The 14,190-nt window shown below is 66.9% G+C and carries 15 protein-coding genes; 6 read left to right on the top strand and 9 right to left on the bottom strand.

Going from position 1 to position 14,190, the window contains the following annotated elements; all coding sequences use genetic code 11:
- A partial coding sequence (locus AC3WOS_RS27580) for a tRNA threonylcarbamoyladenosine dehydratase (RefSeq protein ID WP_492720391.1) occupies positions 1-737 on the top strand: 737 nt, incomplete at its 5' end.
- A 271-nt stretch (positions 738-1,008) separates the two neighbouring features.
- Here AC3WOS_RS27580 and thpR read toward each other — a convergent pair.
- Positions 1,009-1,521: an RNA 2',3'-cyclic phosphodiesterase gene (gene thpR, locus AC3WOS_RS27575; RefSeq protein WP_492720389.1), complete on the bottom strand. Its 513-nt coding sequence runs from the start codon at positions 1,519-1,521 to the stop codon at positions 1,009-1,011.
- A 94-nt stretch (positions 1,522-1,615) separates the two neighbouring features.
- Here thpR and AC3WOS_RS27570 point away from each other — a divergent pair, with 94 nt between their 5' ends.
- Both AC3WOS_RS27570 and cysK read left to right on the top strand, forming a co-directional pair.
- Positions 1,616-2,143 (top strand): FKBP-type peptidyl-prolyl cis-trans isomerase, encoded by a 528-nt coding sequence (locus AC3WOS_RS27570; RefSeq protein WP_492720387.1) that lies wholly within the window; start codon positions 1,616-1,618, stop codon positions 2,141-2,143.
- 82 nt (positions 2,144-2,225) lie between these two features.
- A complete protein-coding gene (gene cysK / locus AC3WOS_RS27565; protein ID WP_492720385.1) occupies positions 2,226-3,158 on the top strand; it encodes a cysteine synthase A in 933 nt (310 codons plus the stop codon).
- Positions 3,159-3,232: 74 nt separating this feature from the next.
- Here the strand turns inward: cysK and AC3WOS_RS27560 are convergent, their stop codons facing one another.
- From AC3WOS_RS27560 to AC3WOS_RS27540, 5 genes are all read right to left on the bottom strand, one after another.
- Complete coding sequence (locus AC3WOS_RS27560; RefSeq protein ID WP_492720383.1) at positions 3,233-4,336, bottom strand: cation diffusion facilitator family transporter; 1,104 nt, start codon at positions 4,334-4,336, stop codon at positions 3,233-3,235.
- Positions 4,333-4,650, bottom strand: coding sequence for an ArsR/SmtB family transcription factor (locus tag AC3WOS_RS27555; RefSeq protein WP_492720381.1), 318 nt, complete (start codon positions 4,648-4,650; stop codon positions 4,333-4,335). The genes AC3WOS_RS27560 and AC3WOS_RS27555 overlap by 4 nt, the downstream gene beginning before the upstream one ends.
- Before the next feature lie 177 nt (positions 4,651-4,827).
- The gene (locus AC3WOS_RS27550; RefSeq protein ID WP_492720379.1) at positions 4,828-5,472 is read right to left on the bottom strand and encodes a hypothetical protein; all 645 of its coding nucleotides are present in this window, start codon (positions 5,470-5,472) and stop codon (positions 4,828-4,830) included.
- 5 nt (positions 5,473-5,477) lie between these two features.
- Positions 5,478-6,206, bottom strand: coding sequence for a P-loop NTPase family protein (locus tag AC3WOS_RS27545; protein WP_492720377.1), 729 nt, complete (start codon positions 6,204-6,206; stop codon positions 5,478-5,480).
- A gap of 219 nt (positions 6,207-6,425) precedes the next feature.
- Positions 6,426-6,911: a CinA family protein gene (locus AC3WOS_RS27540; RefSeq protein ID WP_492720375.1), complete on the bottom strand. Its 486-nt coding sequence runs from the start codon at positions 6,909-6,911 to the stop codon at positions 6,426-6,428.
- Between the two features lie 342 nt (positions 6,912-7,253).
- On the opposite strand from AC3WOS_RS27540, the gene AC3WOS_RS27535 reads away from it, so the two are divergent.
- Genes AC3WOS_RS27535 through AC3WOS_RS27525 form a run of 3 tightly spaced genes read left to right on the top strand, consistent with a single transcriptional unit; the run spans position 7,254 to position 12,600 of the window.
- Positions 7,254-7,862: a TOL_0243 family YfiR-like periplasmic protein gene (locus AC3WOS_RS27535; protein ID WP_492720373.1), complete on the top strand. Its 609-nt coding sequence runs from the start codon at positions 7,254-7,256 to the stop codon at positions 7,860-7,862.
- Positions 7,859-9,898 carry a sensor histidine kinase, YfiR-like protein-associated gene (locus tag AC3WOS_RS27530; protein WP_492720371.1) on the top strand — a complete coding sequence of 680 codons (2,040 nt, stop codon included), beginning with the start codon at positions 7,859-7,861 and terminating at the stop codon, positions 9,896-9,898. Before AC3WOS_RS27535 ends, AC3WOS_RS27530 begins: the two co-directional genes overlap by 4 nt.
- A complete protein-coding gene (locus tag AC3WOS_RS27525) occupies positions 9,895-12,600 on the top strand; it encodes an EAL domain-containing protein (RefSeq protein ID WP_492720370.1) in 2,706 nt (901 codons plus the stop codon). The genes AC3WOS_RS27530 and AC3WOS_RS27525 overlap by 4 nt, the downstream gene beginning before the upstream one ends.
- A 71-nt stretch (positions 12,601-12,671) precedes the next feature.
- Here AC3WOS_RS27525 and thiL read toward each other — a convergent pair whose 3' ends face one another.
- From thiL to AC3WOS_RS27510, 3 genes are all read right to left on the bottom strand, one after another.
- Positions 12,672-13,637 carry a thiamine-phosphate kinase gene (thiL, locus tag AC3WOS_RS27520; RefSeq protein ID WP_492720369.1) on the bottom strand — a complete coding sequence of 322 codons (966 nt, stop codon included), beginning with the start codon at positions 13,635-13,637 and terminating at the stop codon, positions 12,672-12,674.
- 29 nt (positions 13,638-13,666) lie between these two features.
- Positions 13,667-13,861, bottom strand: a complete 195-nt coding sequence (locus AC3WOS_RS27515) for a hypothetical protein (protein ID WP_492720367.1) — start codon at positions 13,859-13,861, stop codon at positions 13,667-13,669.
- 18 nt (positions 13,862-13,879) lie between these two features.
- Positions 13,880-14,190, bottom strand: a 311-nt coding sequence (locus AC3WOS_RS27510; RefSeq protein ID WP_492720365.1) for a hypothetical protein, incomplete at its 5' end; no start/stop codon positions are given.

Raw genomic sequence — 14,190 nt, 5'->3', positions numbered from 1 at the left:
GGGTGGGCTCGTGGGCGGTGGAAGCGCTGGCGCGCAGCGCCATCGGCCAGCTCACCCTGATCGACCTGGACAACGTGGCCGAGTCGAACATCAACCGTCAGATCCAGGCCCTTAGCGGCACCATCGGCCAGGCCAAGGTGACGGCCCTGGCCGAGCGCATCGCCCAGATCAATCCCTACTGCCAGGTGCACCAGGTGGAAGACTTCATCACCCCGGACAACCTGGACCAGATGATAGGGGGCCGCGGCTACGACTTTGTGCTCGACGCCATCGACAGCGCCAAGGCCAAGGCGGCCCTGCTGGCCTACTGCCGCGCCCATGCCATTCCGCTGGTGATGATAGGCAGCGCCGGCGGCCAGACCGACCCGACCCAGATCCAGGTGCGCGACCTGGCCCGTACGGAGCAGGAACCGTTGCTCAAGCGCGTGCGCAAGCTGATGCGCAACCAGTACGGCTTCCCGCGCGGCACCAAGAACAAGTTCAATGTCGATGCCGTGTTCTCGATGGAGCCGCTCAAGTTCCCCGAAACGGGCGAAGCGTGCGCCGTGGACGGCGACGACCGGGGCGGCGTGACGGGCTTGAACTGCGCCGGCTTCGGCTCGGCCATGGTGGTCACGGCCAGCTTCGGCATGGTGGCGGCCGGCCATATGCTGCGCAAGCTGGCCGACGGCGTGACGGTGGCGCCCGAGGCGGCCGAACCGGCCGGCGACGCGCCGGCGGTGCCGGCGGCGGCCTGAGCGCGGCTGTTGCGTTACTGGATAAGTCTATAAATTGGACCGTAGCATCAGAAGCTGGTTCGCTTTGGACTTTGGCGTCAAAAGATTCGACTGAATTAGACCCGAGCCCGGATTTCATGGACAGTTTTGGACTGACATTTGGAAATTTCAGCCTGAATTAGTCGCAATCATGACGAATTCGACCAAATTAGACGACGGGGCCGATTGGGCATGCCGACTCCTGTCATGGCACCCATAGGCGCTCCCGGCATGGCCGCGCGTTGCGGCGTGCTCAGCGCCGCCTGGCGCGCAGCACGCGGTACACGCCGTCGGGCGTGCCGGACTGCATCAGCGCCACCTGGGCCTGGCGCCACTGCACGGGCGCCATGATCGCCGCGTCCGGCGGCTGGGCATGGCGCGCCAGCGTCACGTGGGGGCGGAACGGGCCGTGGCTGTCGGCCCGGAAACCGGCCCCGTCCAGCGCGGTGATCAATTCGGCCTGCAACGCCAGCAGCGCCGGCGGCGCGGCGCGCATGCCGGCCCAGGCGATGCGCTGGCCGCTGAAGTAGCCCAGCATATCGAACTCCAGCTGCAGCGGCGGCACATGCAGCCCGTCCAGGATGGCCAGCAGCGGCGCCACGGCGGCGCCCGGCTGCCAGCCCAGGAAGGCCAGCGTCAGGTGCAGATTGGCCGTTACCACGGGCCGTCCCCGCACCAGCGCTTGCCACGGGGCGAGCGCATCCCGCTCGGCCGCGTCGGGCCAGAGGGCGAAAAAGAGCTTGTGTGGTGCCGTATCGTCGTGCATAAATGGCAGGTTTTGCTATGATTGTGCCGCGCCGGCTTGCCGCCCTGCGGCGATGGCAAGCGGCCAAGTCCAACTCTGACCGAAAGAATACAACATGATGCGTCGTTTCCTCACTCTCGCTTTCTGCGGCATGGCCGCCTTGCCGGCCCTGGCGCAAGACCAGGCGCCCGTTCAGGCCCCGTCCGCCAGTGCCCCGGCCGCCGACGCGCCCGCTGCCGCGCCGGCTCCGGCGGCCGTGGTGCCCGGTTCGGCCAGCCCCGGGCCGCTGGCCGAACAGCTGATCGTCACCGACACCAAGCTCGGCCACGGCAAGGAAGCCATGGCCGGCAGCACCGTGCGGGTCCATTACACGGGCTGGCTGTACCGTCCGCTGGCGCGCAATTTCCGTGGCAAGAAGTTCGATTCCTCGCGCGACCCCGGCCGTGAGCCACTGGAATTCCCGCTCGGCGCAGGCAAGGTCATCAAGGGCTGGGACCAGGGCGTGCTGGGCATGAAGGTGGGCGGCAAGCGCACCCTGATCATTCCCAGCGAGCTGGCCTACGGTTCGCGCGGCGCGCCGGGCGGCGACATTCCGCCCAACTCCGCCTTGCTGTTCGAAGTGGAACTGGTCGACGTGAAATAAGGCCGGGCTCGTGCGGGCGCCGCTCCCGCCCCGGTAAAAAGCGGTAGACTATTCTTTCGATTCCAACCTGCGGAGAACAAGTATGAAGATCGCCAACGACGTCACTGAATTGATCGGCAACACCCCGCTGGTACGCCTGAACCGCATGGGCGCCGGCGCCGGGGCCCAGATCCTGGCCAAGCTGGAATATGCCAACCCGGCCCACAGCGTGAAAGACCGCATCGGCCTGGCCATGATCGAGGCGGCCGAGGCGGCCGGCCAGATCCGGCCCGACACCATCATCGTCGAGCCCACCAGCGGCAACACGGGCATTGCGCTGGCCATGGTGTGCGCCGCGCGCGGCTACCGCTGCACGCTCGTCATGCCCGACACCATGAGCCGCGAGCGGCGTATGCTGCTGCGCGCCTACGGCGCCGACCTGGTGCTCACGCCGGGTGCCGAAGGCATGCTGGGCGCCATCCGCAAGGCCGAGGAAATGTGCGAGGCCGACCCGCGCTGCCTGATGCCGCAGCAATTCAACAACCCCGCCAATCCCGACGTGCACCGCCGCACGACGGCCGAGGAAATCTGGCGCGACACGGACGGCCAGGTCGACATCCTGGTGGCCGGCGTTGGTACGGGCGGCACCATCACCGGTGTGGGCGAAGTGATCAAGGCGCGCAAGCCGGGATTCCAGTGCATCGCCGTGGAGCCGGAAGCGTCGCCCATGCTGTCGAAGGGCACCAAGGGGCCGCACCCGATCCAGGGCATAGGCGCCGGTTTCGTGCCGGGCGTGCTGAACACCAAGATCTACGACGAAGTCATCTGCGTCAGCAACGACAACGCCTTCGCCACGGCGCGCGAAGCGGCCCGGCAGGAGGGGTTGCTGGTGGGGATTTCGTCCGGTGCCGCGCTGTGGGCCGCCATCCAGGTAGCCCAGCGGCCTGAAAATGCGGGCAAGATGATCGTGACCATCGTGCCTTCGTTCGGCGAACGCTACCTGAGTACGCCGCTGTACGCCAATCTGGCGGACTGAGCAAGGGGCGGGCGCCGCGCCGGCGCCCGCCATTCAGGAACGACGTTCAGCCTTTTGCGGTCACCGCACCTTGGTTAATGCTTGTGGCCGTGGTCGTGTTCTTGGCCATGCTCGTGGTCGTGATCATGATCGTGGTCGTGGTCATGCGCATGCTCGGCTGCCTGGCCCGTGCCTGCGGCCTGCCCCTCGCCGTGCAAGCTGCAGGCATGGGCGGTGGTGCCCTGTTCGATTTGCAGCGTGCAGTGGTGGATCGAATAGTCGTGCTTGAGCTGGGCGGTAATGGCATCCATCGCCACGTCGCCCGGATAGCCGGCCGGCATGACCAGGTGCACCGTCAGGGCCGTCTCGGTGGTGCTCATGGCCCAGATGTGCAGGTCATGCACGTCGCTCACACCATCGCGTGCGCGCAGGAACTGCTCCACTTCGCCATGGTTCACGCCGTCGGGCACGGCCGCCATCATCATGCGCAGCGACACCTTCAGCAGCGACCACGTGCTCCACGCAATGATGGCCACGATGGAAATACTGACCAGTGGATCGAGCCAGGTCCAGCCCGTGTACATCACGGCCAGGCCGGCCAGCAGCACGCCCAGCGAGATGGCTGCATCGGCCGCCATGTGCAGGTAGGCGCCGCGGATGTTGATGTCGTCCTTGCTGCCGGCCATGAACAGCCAGGCCGAGAAACCATTGACGGCGATCCCCACCGCCGCCACCACCGACACCGTCAGCCCCGCCACGGGGGACGGATGCAGCAACTGCTGCAAGGCCTCCCACGCAATGGCGCCGCAGGCCAGCATCAGCAACATGGAATTGAACAGCGCGGCCAGCATCGAGCTGCTGCGCATGCCGTAGGTGTAGCGGCCGTCCGGCAGCCGCTTGGCCAGGATGGCGGCCACCCAGGCCAGCATCAGGCCCAGCACGTCCGACAGGTTGTGGCCGGCGTCGGCCATCAGCGCCGTCGAATTGGCGATGAAGCCGTAGATGAATTCGATCGCCACGAACACGCTGTTGAGCGCGATGGCGATGGCGAAGGCGCGGCCGTGGGTGGTCGGGTCGCCGTGGTGGTGATGGTGACCGTGGCCATGGTCGTGGCCGCACGATGTGGCCTTGGCGGCAGGTGCGTGGTGGTGGTCATCGTGAGCATGGTCATGCCCGTGGTGATCGTGGTGGCGGCTCATGCTTCATTCCCGGTAGAAGGTTCGGCGACATGTTCCAGCATATCGCACAGGACGTCGCTGATGTGGGCATCGGCGGCGGTGTAGAACACTTGTTTGCCATGGCGTTCCGACTTGACGATACGGGCCGCGCGCAGCAGGCGCAGGTGGTGGCTGACGAGCGAGCTGCTCAGTTGCAGCGAAGTGGCGATGCCGCTCACGGCCACCGGCGTCGTCAGGCAAGCGAGCACGATGCGCAAGCGGGTCGGATCGCCCAGCAAGTGGAACAGGTCAGCCAGCTGCGCGATGGCGGGATCGGATTCGGCGTAGGATTTCATGGCAAACATATGAATAGATGTTCACATGTTAGCAGAAAACCGCCCGGCGCCTAAAAAAAACAGGGAAAGATAAAAATGGGGACGTACCCCATTTCGAAATGGCGAAGTGGGGCGAAAAGGGGTACGTCCCCATTATTTTGAAAACGAAAATGGGGTACGTCCCCATTTATTTGGAAACTATTTTTGCATTTCCGCCTGCACCAGGCTGCGGGACTTGGGGTCGAGCTTTTGGATTGCTTTGGTCAGCTTTTCGCCGTTCTGGATGGCCAGCAGCTGTTCGGCCGTGAGGCTCTTGGCTTGCAGTATGGGCGCCGGCGGCACCACTGGCTTGAAGAACACGGCTTGGCCACCCAGTACCAGCAACGCACTGAGCACGGACACGGCCGCCGCCGCGCCCAGCAGACGCCATTCGCGCGGGGCGAAACCCGCCACGACGGGTGGCGCGGCCCCGTATGCCTTGGTTCCCGTGGTGCGGCAGAAGATGGGCACGTTGTCCGCAGTGTTTTCTGTCGCGTCTTTTTCCGTACCGGTCCGGGCAGCTTTCGCCCCACTGGCCGCGGCAGCTTGCACCACGCCGGCCGCCGCATCTGCCGCTGTACTGGCCGCTGTGTCGCTCGCCAGCGCCGCCGTCTGCAAGCCGCCCGCCAGCCGGGCTTGCTGCGCCAGTTCCTGCGCGGCCGCTTCGAGCAGGGCTACGTGGCGTTCCACGGTCTCGGCCAGCACCGCTTCGTTGAGCGCCACCAGCGCGAAAATGGGGTCGTCGATGTCGATCCGTACGCCGGTCTTGTCAAATACCAGGCTGCGCAGCTTGTGCTGGTCCATGGGCGTTACCACTGTACTTTGTCGAGTTGCTCGAACAGGTCGCGGAACACGACCTTGATGCGCTGCTTTTCCATCACGTTGAACTTGTCGCTTTCCTTCACTTCATTGGCCGTCAGGCGCGCCGTGTTCATTTTCTTCAGGTCGGCGCCGAAGGTGTCGGCGTTGCGCTGGGTCATGACCACGCGGCCCTTGACCCGCGCCGCGTTGTCGGCATAGGTCTGCGATTCCGTGAACTGCTTGCCGGAGGCCGATTGCAACAGGCCGAAGTGTTCGTTTTCCCACAGCACCAGCGGCACGGTGGTCGACTTGGCCGTCGACACGAAACCCATGGCCGTGTCGTGCAGCGTGTCGCCGCCGCCGACGATGGTGTGGATGTAGACCTTGCGCCCCGATTCCTCGAGCAGCGAGAAACAGTCGTTCTCGATCAGGTAGCCCATCAGCGGCGAGAAGGTGTTGGCGCCGTTGTCGATGACGCAGTTACCATCCTCTTCCAGGATGTCGATCATCAGGGCGTCGAAGCGCTTGGGGTCGATGTTGCGCGCGTCCGTCATCACCGGCACATGCTTGACGCCCATCGCCTTGTAGCGCGAGAAGGTGGCGTTTTCCTGGTCGGTGTCGTAGCAGCGCAGTGGCGTTTCATCCTTGCCCGCGATCCATTGGGCCAGGATGGTCGACACCAGCGTCTTGCCGATGCCGCCCTTGCCCTGGAGAATGAAATGTACCGTGTTTTGCATCGAAATACTCCCTGAGTCTGTAATTCCGTCGGACGTGCGGGGGCCGGGGGCCCGCCGCACAGCGTCGAGGGTAATTGTTTTGGGAGCGGATAGCAACCATGGCGCCCGCTCGCACGATGGGCGCTGCCGGCCGGGCCGGCGCAGCTAGGAATCAGGTCAACCGTACCGGCACTGGCGGCGGGGCGGCCAACCGGCCAGCCGCGCCGGTCCGGCGCACCGTCAGTTGATAAAGCGCAGCAGTCCGCGCAGGGCGTGCACCACCGTCTGTTCGCGCACGGCCTGGCGGTCGCCGGGGAACACCAGGCGTTCCGTGTGCACGTGCTCGCCGTTGGCCCAGCCGAAGCACACCGTGCCCACCGGCTTGCCCGGCACGGCGCCCGAGGGACCGGCGATGCCCGTGACGGACACGGCCACATGGGCGTTGCTGGCCGCCAGCGCGCCGCTGGCCATGGCGGCCGCCACTTCCTCGCTCACGCTGCCCAGCTGCGCCATCAGGGCGGCCGACACGTCCAGCATTTCCGTCTTGGAGGCGTTGGAATAGGTGACGAAGCCGCAGTCGAACCAGCCGGTGGAGCCGGCAATTTCCGTGATGGCCTGGGCGATGCCGCCGCCCGTGCATGATTCGGCCGTGGTCAGCAGCAAGCCTTTTTCCTGCAACGCCAGGCCCACCTTGGCGGCCAGGTCGATGATGGTTGGGGTAGTCACGGTGTGCTCCTTTGCATGCAGAGTCTGTCGGATGCGGGACGGTCTCCCCGTCACGGGCTGAGCCCACTTTACCATGCCGGTTTGGTCCGTGCCAATGCCGTGCCGGGCCGCCGGCGACGGCCCTAGTCAACTGTCAATCTTACGAAAAAAACTCCCCAAGCCCGGGGAAATTGCGTACACTCGAAGACGCATTGCCCCGGCCCGCCGTCCCGCGCCAGCGCTGCATGACTGTTCATTTGCAAGCCGCGCGCCGACGTCGCGCGGGCATGGCCGATGGCGCCGTCCGTACCGGGCGGCACCGTCCAGGCTCTCCCCCGACCGCATCTTTCTGGCAGCTCAGCTATGACGTTGTTGAATGACTTCGACACTGGGATGATTCCGGCCGCGCGCGCCGATGCGCCTGCGTGGCCACGGCGGCGCCTGCTGCTGACGGCAGCCGGCGCCGTGCTGCTGTTGCCGGCCGCGGCGCTGGCGCAGCCGGGCACGCTGGAACGCCAGGTCAAGGCCGCCTACCTGTACAAGTTCGCCGGTTTCGTCGAATGGCCAGACGGCAGTTTCGCCCGCCCCGACAGCGCGCTCGTGATCGGCGTGGCCGGGGCCGACGCCCTGGCCGACCAGCTCGAGCAGACGGTGGCCGGGCGCAGCGCCGGCGGCCATCCGCTGCAGGTCAAGCGGCTGCACAAGGGCGAGCCGCTGGCCGGCATCCACATCCTGTTCGTGGGCACGGTGGACAAGGCGCAGCTGCAGGATTGGCTGGCCAGCGGCCAGAGCCAGGCCGTGCTGACCGTGTCCGACAGCGAGGAAGCCCACGCGCTGGGCAGCATGATCAACTTCGTCATCGCCGACGACAAGCTGCGCTTCGAAGTGGCCCTCAAGCAGGCCATGGCGGCCCGCATCAAGATCAGCGCCCGCATGCTGTCGGCCGCCTACCGGGTGCAGGGGGCCATATGACGCGGCCCCGTACCCTGCGCCAGAAACTGCTGGGCGTGGTGCTGCTGACCACGCTGGTGGCGCTGCTGGTGTCGGTGGGCACCATCATCGGCTACGACTTGCGGGCCTACCACCGCAACATCCTGACCGACATGAGCACCCAGTCCGAGCTGATCGGGCACATGACGTCGGCCGCCCTGGCCTTCGACGACCAGCGCCTGGCCAAGGAAAACCTGGGCCTGCTGCGGCTGCGGCCCAAGGTCAACGCGGGCGCCATCTACAACGCGCGCGGCCAGCTGTTCGCCAGCTACGTGGCGCCGGGCCAGGAGGGCGACTTCCCGCGCGAGGCGGCGTCCGAGGACAGCGTGCGCTTCGAGCAGGGCAAGCTGATCCTGTTCAAGCGCATCGTCGACAATGGCGAGCTGCTGGGCACGGTCTACCTGCGGGCCGAGTACGAGATGGTGGGCCGCATCGCCGACTACCTGGTCATCGCGCTGGGCGTGACGGCGCTGGCCATGCTGGTGGCCTGGCTCATCATGGGCCGCCTGAACCACGTGATCACCCAGCCCATCCTCGACATCGCCGGCATCGCGCGCGAGGTGGTGGAGACGGGCGATTATTCGCGCCGGGCCCGCAAGCTGTCGGACGACGAGGTGGCGCAGCTGGTCGATTCCTTCAACCGCATGCTGAGCGAGATCGAGGCCCGCACCCGGGCGCTGGAAGCGTCGAACGGCGAACTGGCGCGCGAGGCCGAACAGCGCGCCCAGGCGCAGCAGGAAGTGATGCGCCTCAATGCGGAACTGGAGCAGCGCGTGCACGAGCGCACCTTGCAGCTGGAGGCGGCCAACGCCGAGCTGGAACGGGCCATGGAGGAGGCGCGCAGCGCCAACCAGGCCAAGACGGCCTTCCTGTCGTCCATGAGCCACGAGTTGCGCACGCCGCTCAACGCCATCCTCGGCTTCGCCCAGATCCTCACCTCCGACAAGCTGCCCTCGACCCTGCCCCAGAAGAAGGAGTTCGCCAACCACATCCTCAAGTCCGGGCGCCACCTGCTAACGCTGATCAACGAGATCCTGGACCTGGCCAAGATCGAGTCGGGCACCGTGGCCCTGTCGCTGGAGCCGGTGGCGCTGGCCGACATCCTGCAGGAATGCCAGACCATGACGGAGCCGCTGGCGGCCCAGCGCAACATCCGCCTGCTGTTCCCCGCCAATTGCCACGCCAACGTGCTGGCCGACCGCACCCGCGTCAAGCAGATCGTGCTCAACCTGCTGTCGAACGCCATCAAGTACAACCGCGACGGCGGCGCCGTGGTGGTCGACTGCAGCATGACGGGGCCCGAGCGGCTGCGCCTGTCGGTGCAGGACACGGGCCTGGGCCTGCGGCCCGAGCAGCTCGAGCTGCTGTTCCAGCCGTTCAACCGCCTGGGCCAGGAAGCCGGCGCGGAGGAGGGCACGGGCATCGGCCTGGTGGTGACCAAGCGCCTGGTCGAACTGATGGGCGGCGCCATCGGCGTATCGAGCAGCGCCGGCGTGGGCAGTCTGTTCTGGATCGAGCTGCAGACCACCGAGCCGCTGCCGCGCCAGCTGGACGACGAGGCGGTCCGCACGCTGGCGGTGCTGCCGGCCGGGGCCGAGGCGTCCAGCCAGGCCACGCTGCTGTACGTGGAAGACAATCCGGCCAACCTCAAGCTGGTGGAGGAAATCCTGCGCTTCCGGCCCGACCTGCGGCTGCTGTCGGCGCCGGACGGCCACCTGGGCATCGAGCTGGCGCGGGCCCACCAGCCGGACCTGATCCTGATGGACATCAACCTGCCGTGCGTGAGCGGGGTCGACGCGCTGCAGCTGCTGCGGGCCGATCCGGCCACGGCCCACATCCCCGTCATCGCGCTGACGGCCAACGCCATGCCGCGCGACGTGGAAAAAGGGCTGGCGCTGGGTTTCTTCCGCTACCTGGTCAAACCCATCAACATCGATGAATTCACCGAGGCGATCAACGCCACGCTGGCCCACCTGGCCAGCCGGCGCGCCCTGGCCAAGGCAGCGGAGCGCACATGATCAACCAGGACGATATCCTGCGGGCGAAAATCCTCATCGTCGACGACCAGCCGGTCAACATCCAGCTGCTCGAATTCCTGCTCGCCAGCAGCGGCTACCTGGCCGTCAGCGCCACCGGCGACCCCACCGTGGTGGCGGCCTGGCATGCCGAACACCGCTACGACCTCATCATCCTCGACCTGCACATGCCGCACATGAGCGGTTTCGACGTGATGGAGGCGCTCAAGCCGCTCGAGACGGAAGCCTATCTGCCGGTGCTGGTGGTGACGGCCGAGCCGGAAAAAAAGCTGGCCGCGCTGGAGGCGGGCGCGCGCGACTTCGTCAGCAAGCCGTTCGACCCGGTGGAAGTGCTGACCCGCATCCGCAACATGCTGGAAGTGCGGTTGCTGCACCGCGAGGCGCGCGACTACAACACCCGCCTGGAGCAGACCGTGCGCGAACGCACGGCCGAGCTGCAGCGCTTTCGCAGCGCCATGGACGCCACGGCCGACGCCATCTTCCTGCTCGACGCCCACAGCCTGGCGCTGCTGGATGTGAACGACGGCGCCTGCCGCATGCTCGGTTACGAGCGTGCCGCCCTGCTGGCGCAAACGCCGCAGCGGCTGGCGCTGGGCAGCACCGAGGCGCTGCGCGAGCAGGCCGCTCAACTGGCCGCTCAACTGGCCGTCCAACTGGCCTCCCAGCTGGACGGACCTGCGGCGGTGGCCGGCGCGGCGCGGGCCCCGGAACTGGCCGAGATCGAGCTGGCGCGCCAGGACCAGGTCAAGGTGCCGGTCGAGATCTACTGGCAGCTGCAGCCGGGCGCGGCGCCGGGCCAGGCGTCCGTACTGCTGGGGGTGGCGCGCGACATCAGCGAACGGCGCCAGGCCCAGGAACGGCTGCAGCACATGGCCCACTACGACAGCCTGACGGGCCTGCCCAACCGCACCCTGTTCTTCCAGACCCTGGCCGAATCGATCGAGCTGGCGCAGGACAAGGAGTGGCGCATCGTGGTGCTGTTCATCGCGCTCGACCGCTTCAAGAACGTCAACGATTCGCTGGGGGCGGCGCTGGGCGACGAGCTGCTGCGCCAGTTCAGCAACCGGCTGGTGCAGTGCGTGCGCATCCGCGACACGGTGGGCCGGCTGGGCGGCGACGAGTTCGGCCTGATCCTGACCATGACGCGCGACCAGCAGGACGCCGTCTACGTGGCCAACGAAGTGCGCGAGGCGCTGCGGGCGCCGTTCGAGCTGGGCGGGCACAACGCCACGCTGACGGCCAGCATCGGCATCGCCATGTATCCGGACGACGCCACCGACCCGGAAACGCTGGTCAACTACGCCGACACGGCCATGAACCGGGCCAAGCAGGCCGGGCGCGACGGCTACCGCTTCTTCACGGCCGGCATGAACGTGCAGGTGCTGGCGCGGCTGGACCTGGAGATGGCGCTGCGGCGCGCGCTCGACAACGACGAGCTGGTGCTGTACTACCAGCCCAAGGTCAACCTGCACACGGGCGCCATCAGCGGCGCCGAAGCCTTGCTGCGCTGGCAGCGGCCCGGCTACGGCCTGGTGTTCCCGGCCGAATTCGTGCCGGTGCTGGAGGATACGGGGCTGATCGTGCGGGTGGGGGCCTGGATCATCGACACGGCCTGCCGCCAGATCGCGGCCTGGGCCCGTTCCGGGGTGGGCGCGGTGCACGTGGCCGTCAACGTGTCGAGCCGCCAGTTCGTCGAGGGCGACCTGGAACAGGAAGTGCGCACGGCGCTGGCGCGCTACAAGGTGCCGGCCGAACTGCTGGAGCTGGAGCTGACGGAGACGGCCCTGATGTCGAACGCCGAGCGCACCATCGTGGTGCTGGCCAACCTCAAGGAACTGGGCGTCAAGGTGGCCATCGACGACTTCGGCACCGGCTATTCCAGCCTGGCCTATCTGCAGCGCTTCCCGATCGACAAGCTCAAGATCGACATCGCCTTCGTGCGCGACATCACCACCAACCCCAACGACGCGGCCATCGCGCTGGCCATCATCAGCATGGCGCACAGCCTCAAGCTGCGGGTGATCGCGGAAGGGGTGGAGACCCGGCCCCAGCTGGAATACCTGCGCCGCAACCGCTGCGACGAGATGCAGGGTTACTACTTCAGCCGCCCGCTGCCGGCCGAGGAGATGGGGGCGCTGGTGGAGGGGGGCAAGGGCTTGCCGCCGGACCCGTCCGGCGGCAGCGCGCCGGCCCAGGCCCTGCTCATCGTGGACGACGACGTCAACGTGCTGTCCTCGCTGCACCGGCTGTTCCGGCGCGACGGCTACCAGATCCTGACGGCCGTGTCGCCGGCCGAAGCCTTCGAGCTGCTGGCGCTGCACCCGGTGCAGGTGATCCTGTGCGACCAGCGCATGCCCATCATGAGCGGCACGGAGTTCCTCAGCAAGGTCAAGGAGATGTATCCGGACACGATACGCATCATCCTGTCCGGCTACACGGGGCTGGAGGCGGTGCTGGACTCGATCAACCGGGGCGCCATCTACCGCTTCTACACCAAGCCGTGGGACGACACCCAGCTGCGCGACAACATCCGGCTGGCCTTCCACCATTACTGGCTGATGCACGGCACCGGCCGCCGCGTGGGGCTGCCCGACGAGGACCACACGGCCTTGCTCGGCCCGGCAGGAGCGGAACGTCCTGGCGAGCCGGAACGCTCAGGCGGTCAGGAACGCGCGGGGAGCTAGCCGGGCCCGGATGGTGAGGCCGGCCTGCGGGATGCCGGCCCGAAGGTGGACGCTCCCGAGGCGCCGCGGGCTCAAGAGGTGAAGTGGTCGAAGCTGGCCAGCCGCAGGTCCAGTGGCTGGCCAGCCGCGTCCACCAGCCGCAGGCCGGGCTGGGCCTCGATGCGGCCGACCCGGGTCACGGGCGTGGCCACGCTGCCGGCCGCCGCCAGCACGGCGGCGCGGGCGCTGGCCGGGGCCGTGAAGCACAGTTCATAATCGTCGCCGCCGGCGGCCGTGTAGGCGCGGCGCAGGGCCGTCTCGCGCGTGGCCAGCACGTCGCCGGCCGGCAGCGCGTCCACGTCCAGCGTGGCGCCCACGTGCGAGCGGGCCAGGATGTGGCCCAGGTCGCCCACCAGGCCGTCGGAAATGTCGATCGCCGCGTGCGCCACGCGCAACCGGGCCAGCAGCACGCCCAGCTCCACCCGCGGCGTGGGCGTGTGCATGCGCACGGCGGCCGCCTGCAGGCTGGCCTCGTCCAGCGCCACTTCGTTGCGGTAGCCGGCCAGCGCCAGGCGGGCGTCGCCCAGCGTGCCGGAAATCCAGATGTCGTCGCCGGCCTGGGCCGCGTCGCGCCGCAGGGCGTGGCCGGGCTGCACTTCGCCGAACACGGTGATGCAGATGTTGAGCGGGCCCTTGGTGGTGTCGCCGCCGATCAGTTCGCAGTCGAAGGCGTCGGCCAGCGCGAACAGGCCGCACGAGAAGCCGTGCAGCCAGTCCCGCTGCGCCGCCGGCAGCGCCAGCGCCAGGGTGCAGGCCACGGGCCGCGCGCCCATGGCCGCCAGGTCCGACAGGTTGACGGCCAGGCTCTTGTGGCCCAGCTTGTAGGGGTCGGCGCCGGCGAAGAAGTGGCGGCCCTCGACCAGCATGTCGGACGAGATGGCCGTCTGCATGCCGGGCGTGGGCGTGAGCAGGGCGCAGTCGTCGCCGATGCCGAGCGTGGCGCGGCCCGCTTGCGGGCGCACGAAGTATTGTTTGATGAGGTCGAATTCGGAGAGCATGGCGTCATTGTACCGAAGGTGGCGTGCGCTCAGTCGCCGCCCAGGTCGCTCAGGTCGCCGGCCATCTCGATCAGGTCGCCGCCCAGTTCCAGCAAGTCCAGCGGATCGGGCCCGTCGCCCGTGGCACCTGCTGGCCTGGGATCGAGGGCGTAGCGGTATTCGCCGTACAGCAAGGCGATCAGGGCGGCCAGGGCCGTCACCAGTAGCGGCAGCGTCCACCTCATTAACAAATAGCAACTATATTACTCAAATATTTGAGCGATCTTTAAAACACTGTCGCTATTAAGCGCCGGCGAACCTCTGGAATTTAATTCATCGCTGATATAAATCTCAAAACTCGTTCCGTTTTTCCACCAGGTGGTTTTCCAAATTGCACTTGTCATATCTGATGTACGAGATAAAACTGCCGGAACGCCAGCCATGGAACGATTAACAAAACTACCAGCTACACTAATGGTGGCACCTGCATCCTTGTAATTCCAACGAGTAAACATGAGCTCACTATTTGAACCTGTAAATATTAAACTCGTCCGATACTCATCTTCATACAATA

It is taken from the genome of Rugamonas sp. FW305-51, assembly GCF_058786935.1.
This window is presented reverse-complemented; position numbering and strand designations above follow the sequence as displayed.

What these genes read in the sequence shown, in the direction of transcription:
- AC3WOS_RS27555 (WP_492720381.1), bottom strand. Translation starts at nt 4,650, where the DNA reads ATGAAATCCTACGCCGAATCCGATCCCGCCATCGCGCAGCTGGCTGAC.
- AC3WOS_RS27545 (WP_492720377.1), bottom strand. Translation starts at nt 6,206, where the DNA reads ATGCAAAACACGGTACATTTCATTCTCCAGGGCAAGGGCGGCATCGGC.
- AC3WOS_RS27515 (WP_492720367.1), bottom strand. Translation starts at nt 13,861, where the DNA reads ATGAGGTGGACGCTGCCGCTACTGGTGACGGCCCTGGCCGCCCTGATC.
- AC3WOS_RS27530 (WP_492720371.1), top strand. Translation starts at nt 7,859, where the DNA reads ATGACGCGGCCCCGTACCCTGCGCCAGAAACTGCTGGGCGTGGTGCTG.
- AC3WOS_RS27570 (WP_492720387.1), top strand. Translation starts at nt 1,616, where the DNA reads ATGATGCGTCGTTTCCTCACTCTCGCTTTCTGCGGCATGGCCGCCTTG.
- AC3WOS_RS27535 (WP_492720373.1), top strand. Translation starts at nt 7,254, where the DNA reads ATGACGTTGTTGAATGACTTCGACACTGGGATGATTCCGGCCGCGCGC.
- AC3WOS_RS27550 (WP_492720379.1), bottom strand. Translation starts at nt 5,472, where the DNA reads ATGGACCAGCACAAGCTGCGCAGCCTGGTATTTGACAAGACCGGCGTA.
- thiL (WP_492720369.1), bottom strand. Translation starts at nt 13,637, where the DNA reads ATGCTCTCCGAATTCGACCTCATCAAACAATACTTCGTGCGCCCGCAA.
- AC3WOS_RS27560 (WP_492720383.1), bottom strand. Translation starts at nt 4,336, where the DNA reads ATGAGCCGCCACCACGATCACCACGGGCATGACCATGCTCACGATGAC.
- AC3WOS_RS27525 (WP_492720370.1), top strand. Translation starts at nt 9,895, where the DNA reads ATGATCAACCAGGACGATATCCTGCGGGCGAAAATCCTCATCGTCGAC.
- thpR (WP_492720389.1), bottom strand. Translation starts at nt 1,521, where the DNA reads ATGCACGACGATACGGCACCACACAAGCTCTTTTTCGCCCTCTGGCCC.
- cysK (WP_492720385.1), top strand. Translation starts at nt 2,226, where the DNA reads ATGAAGATCGCCAACGACGTCACTGAATTGATCGGCAACACCCCGCTG.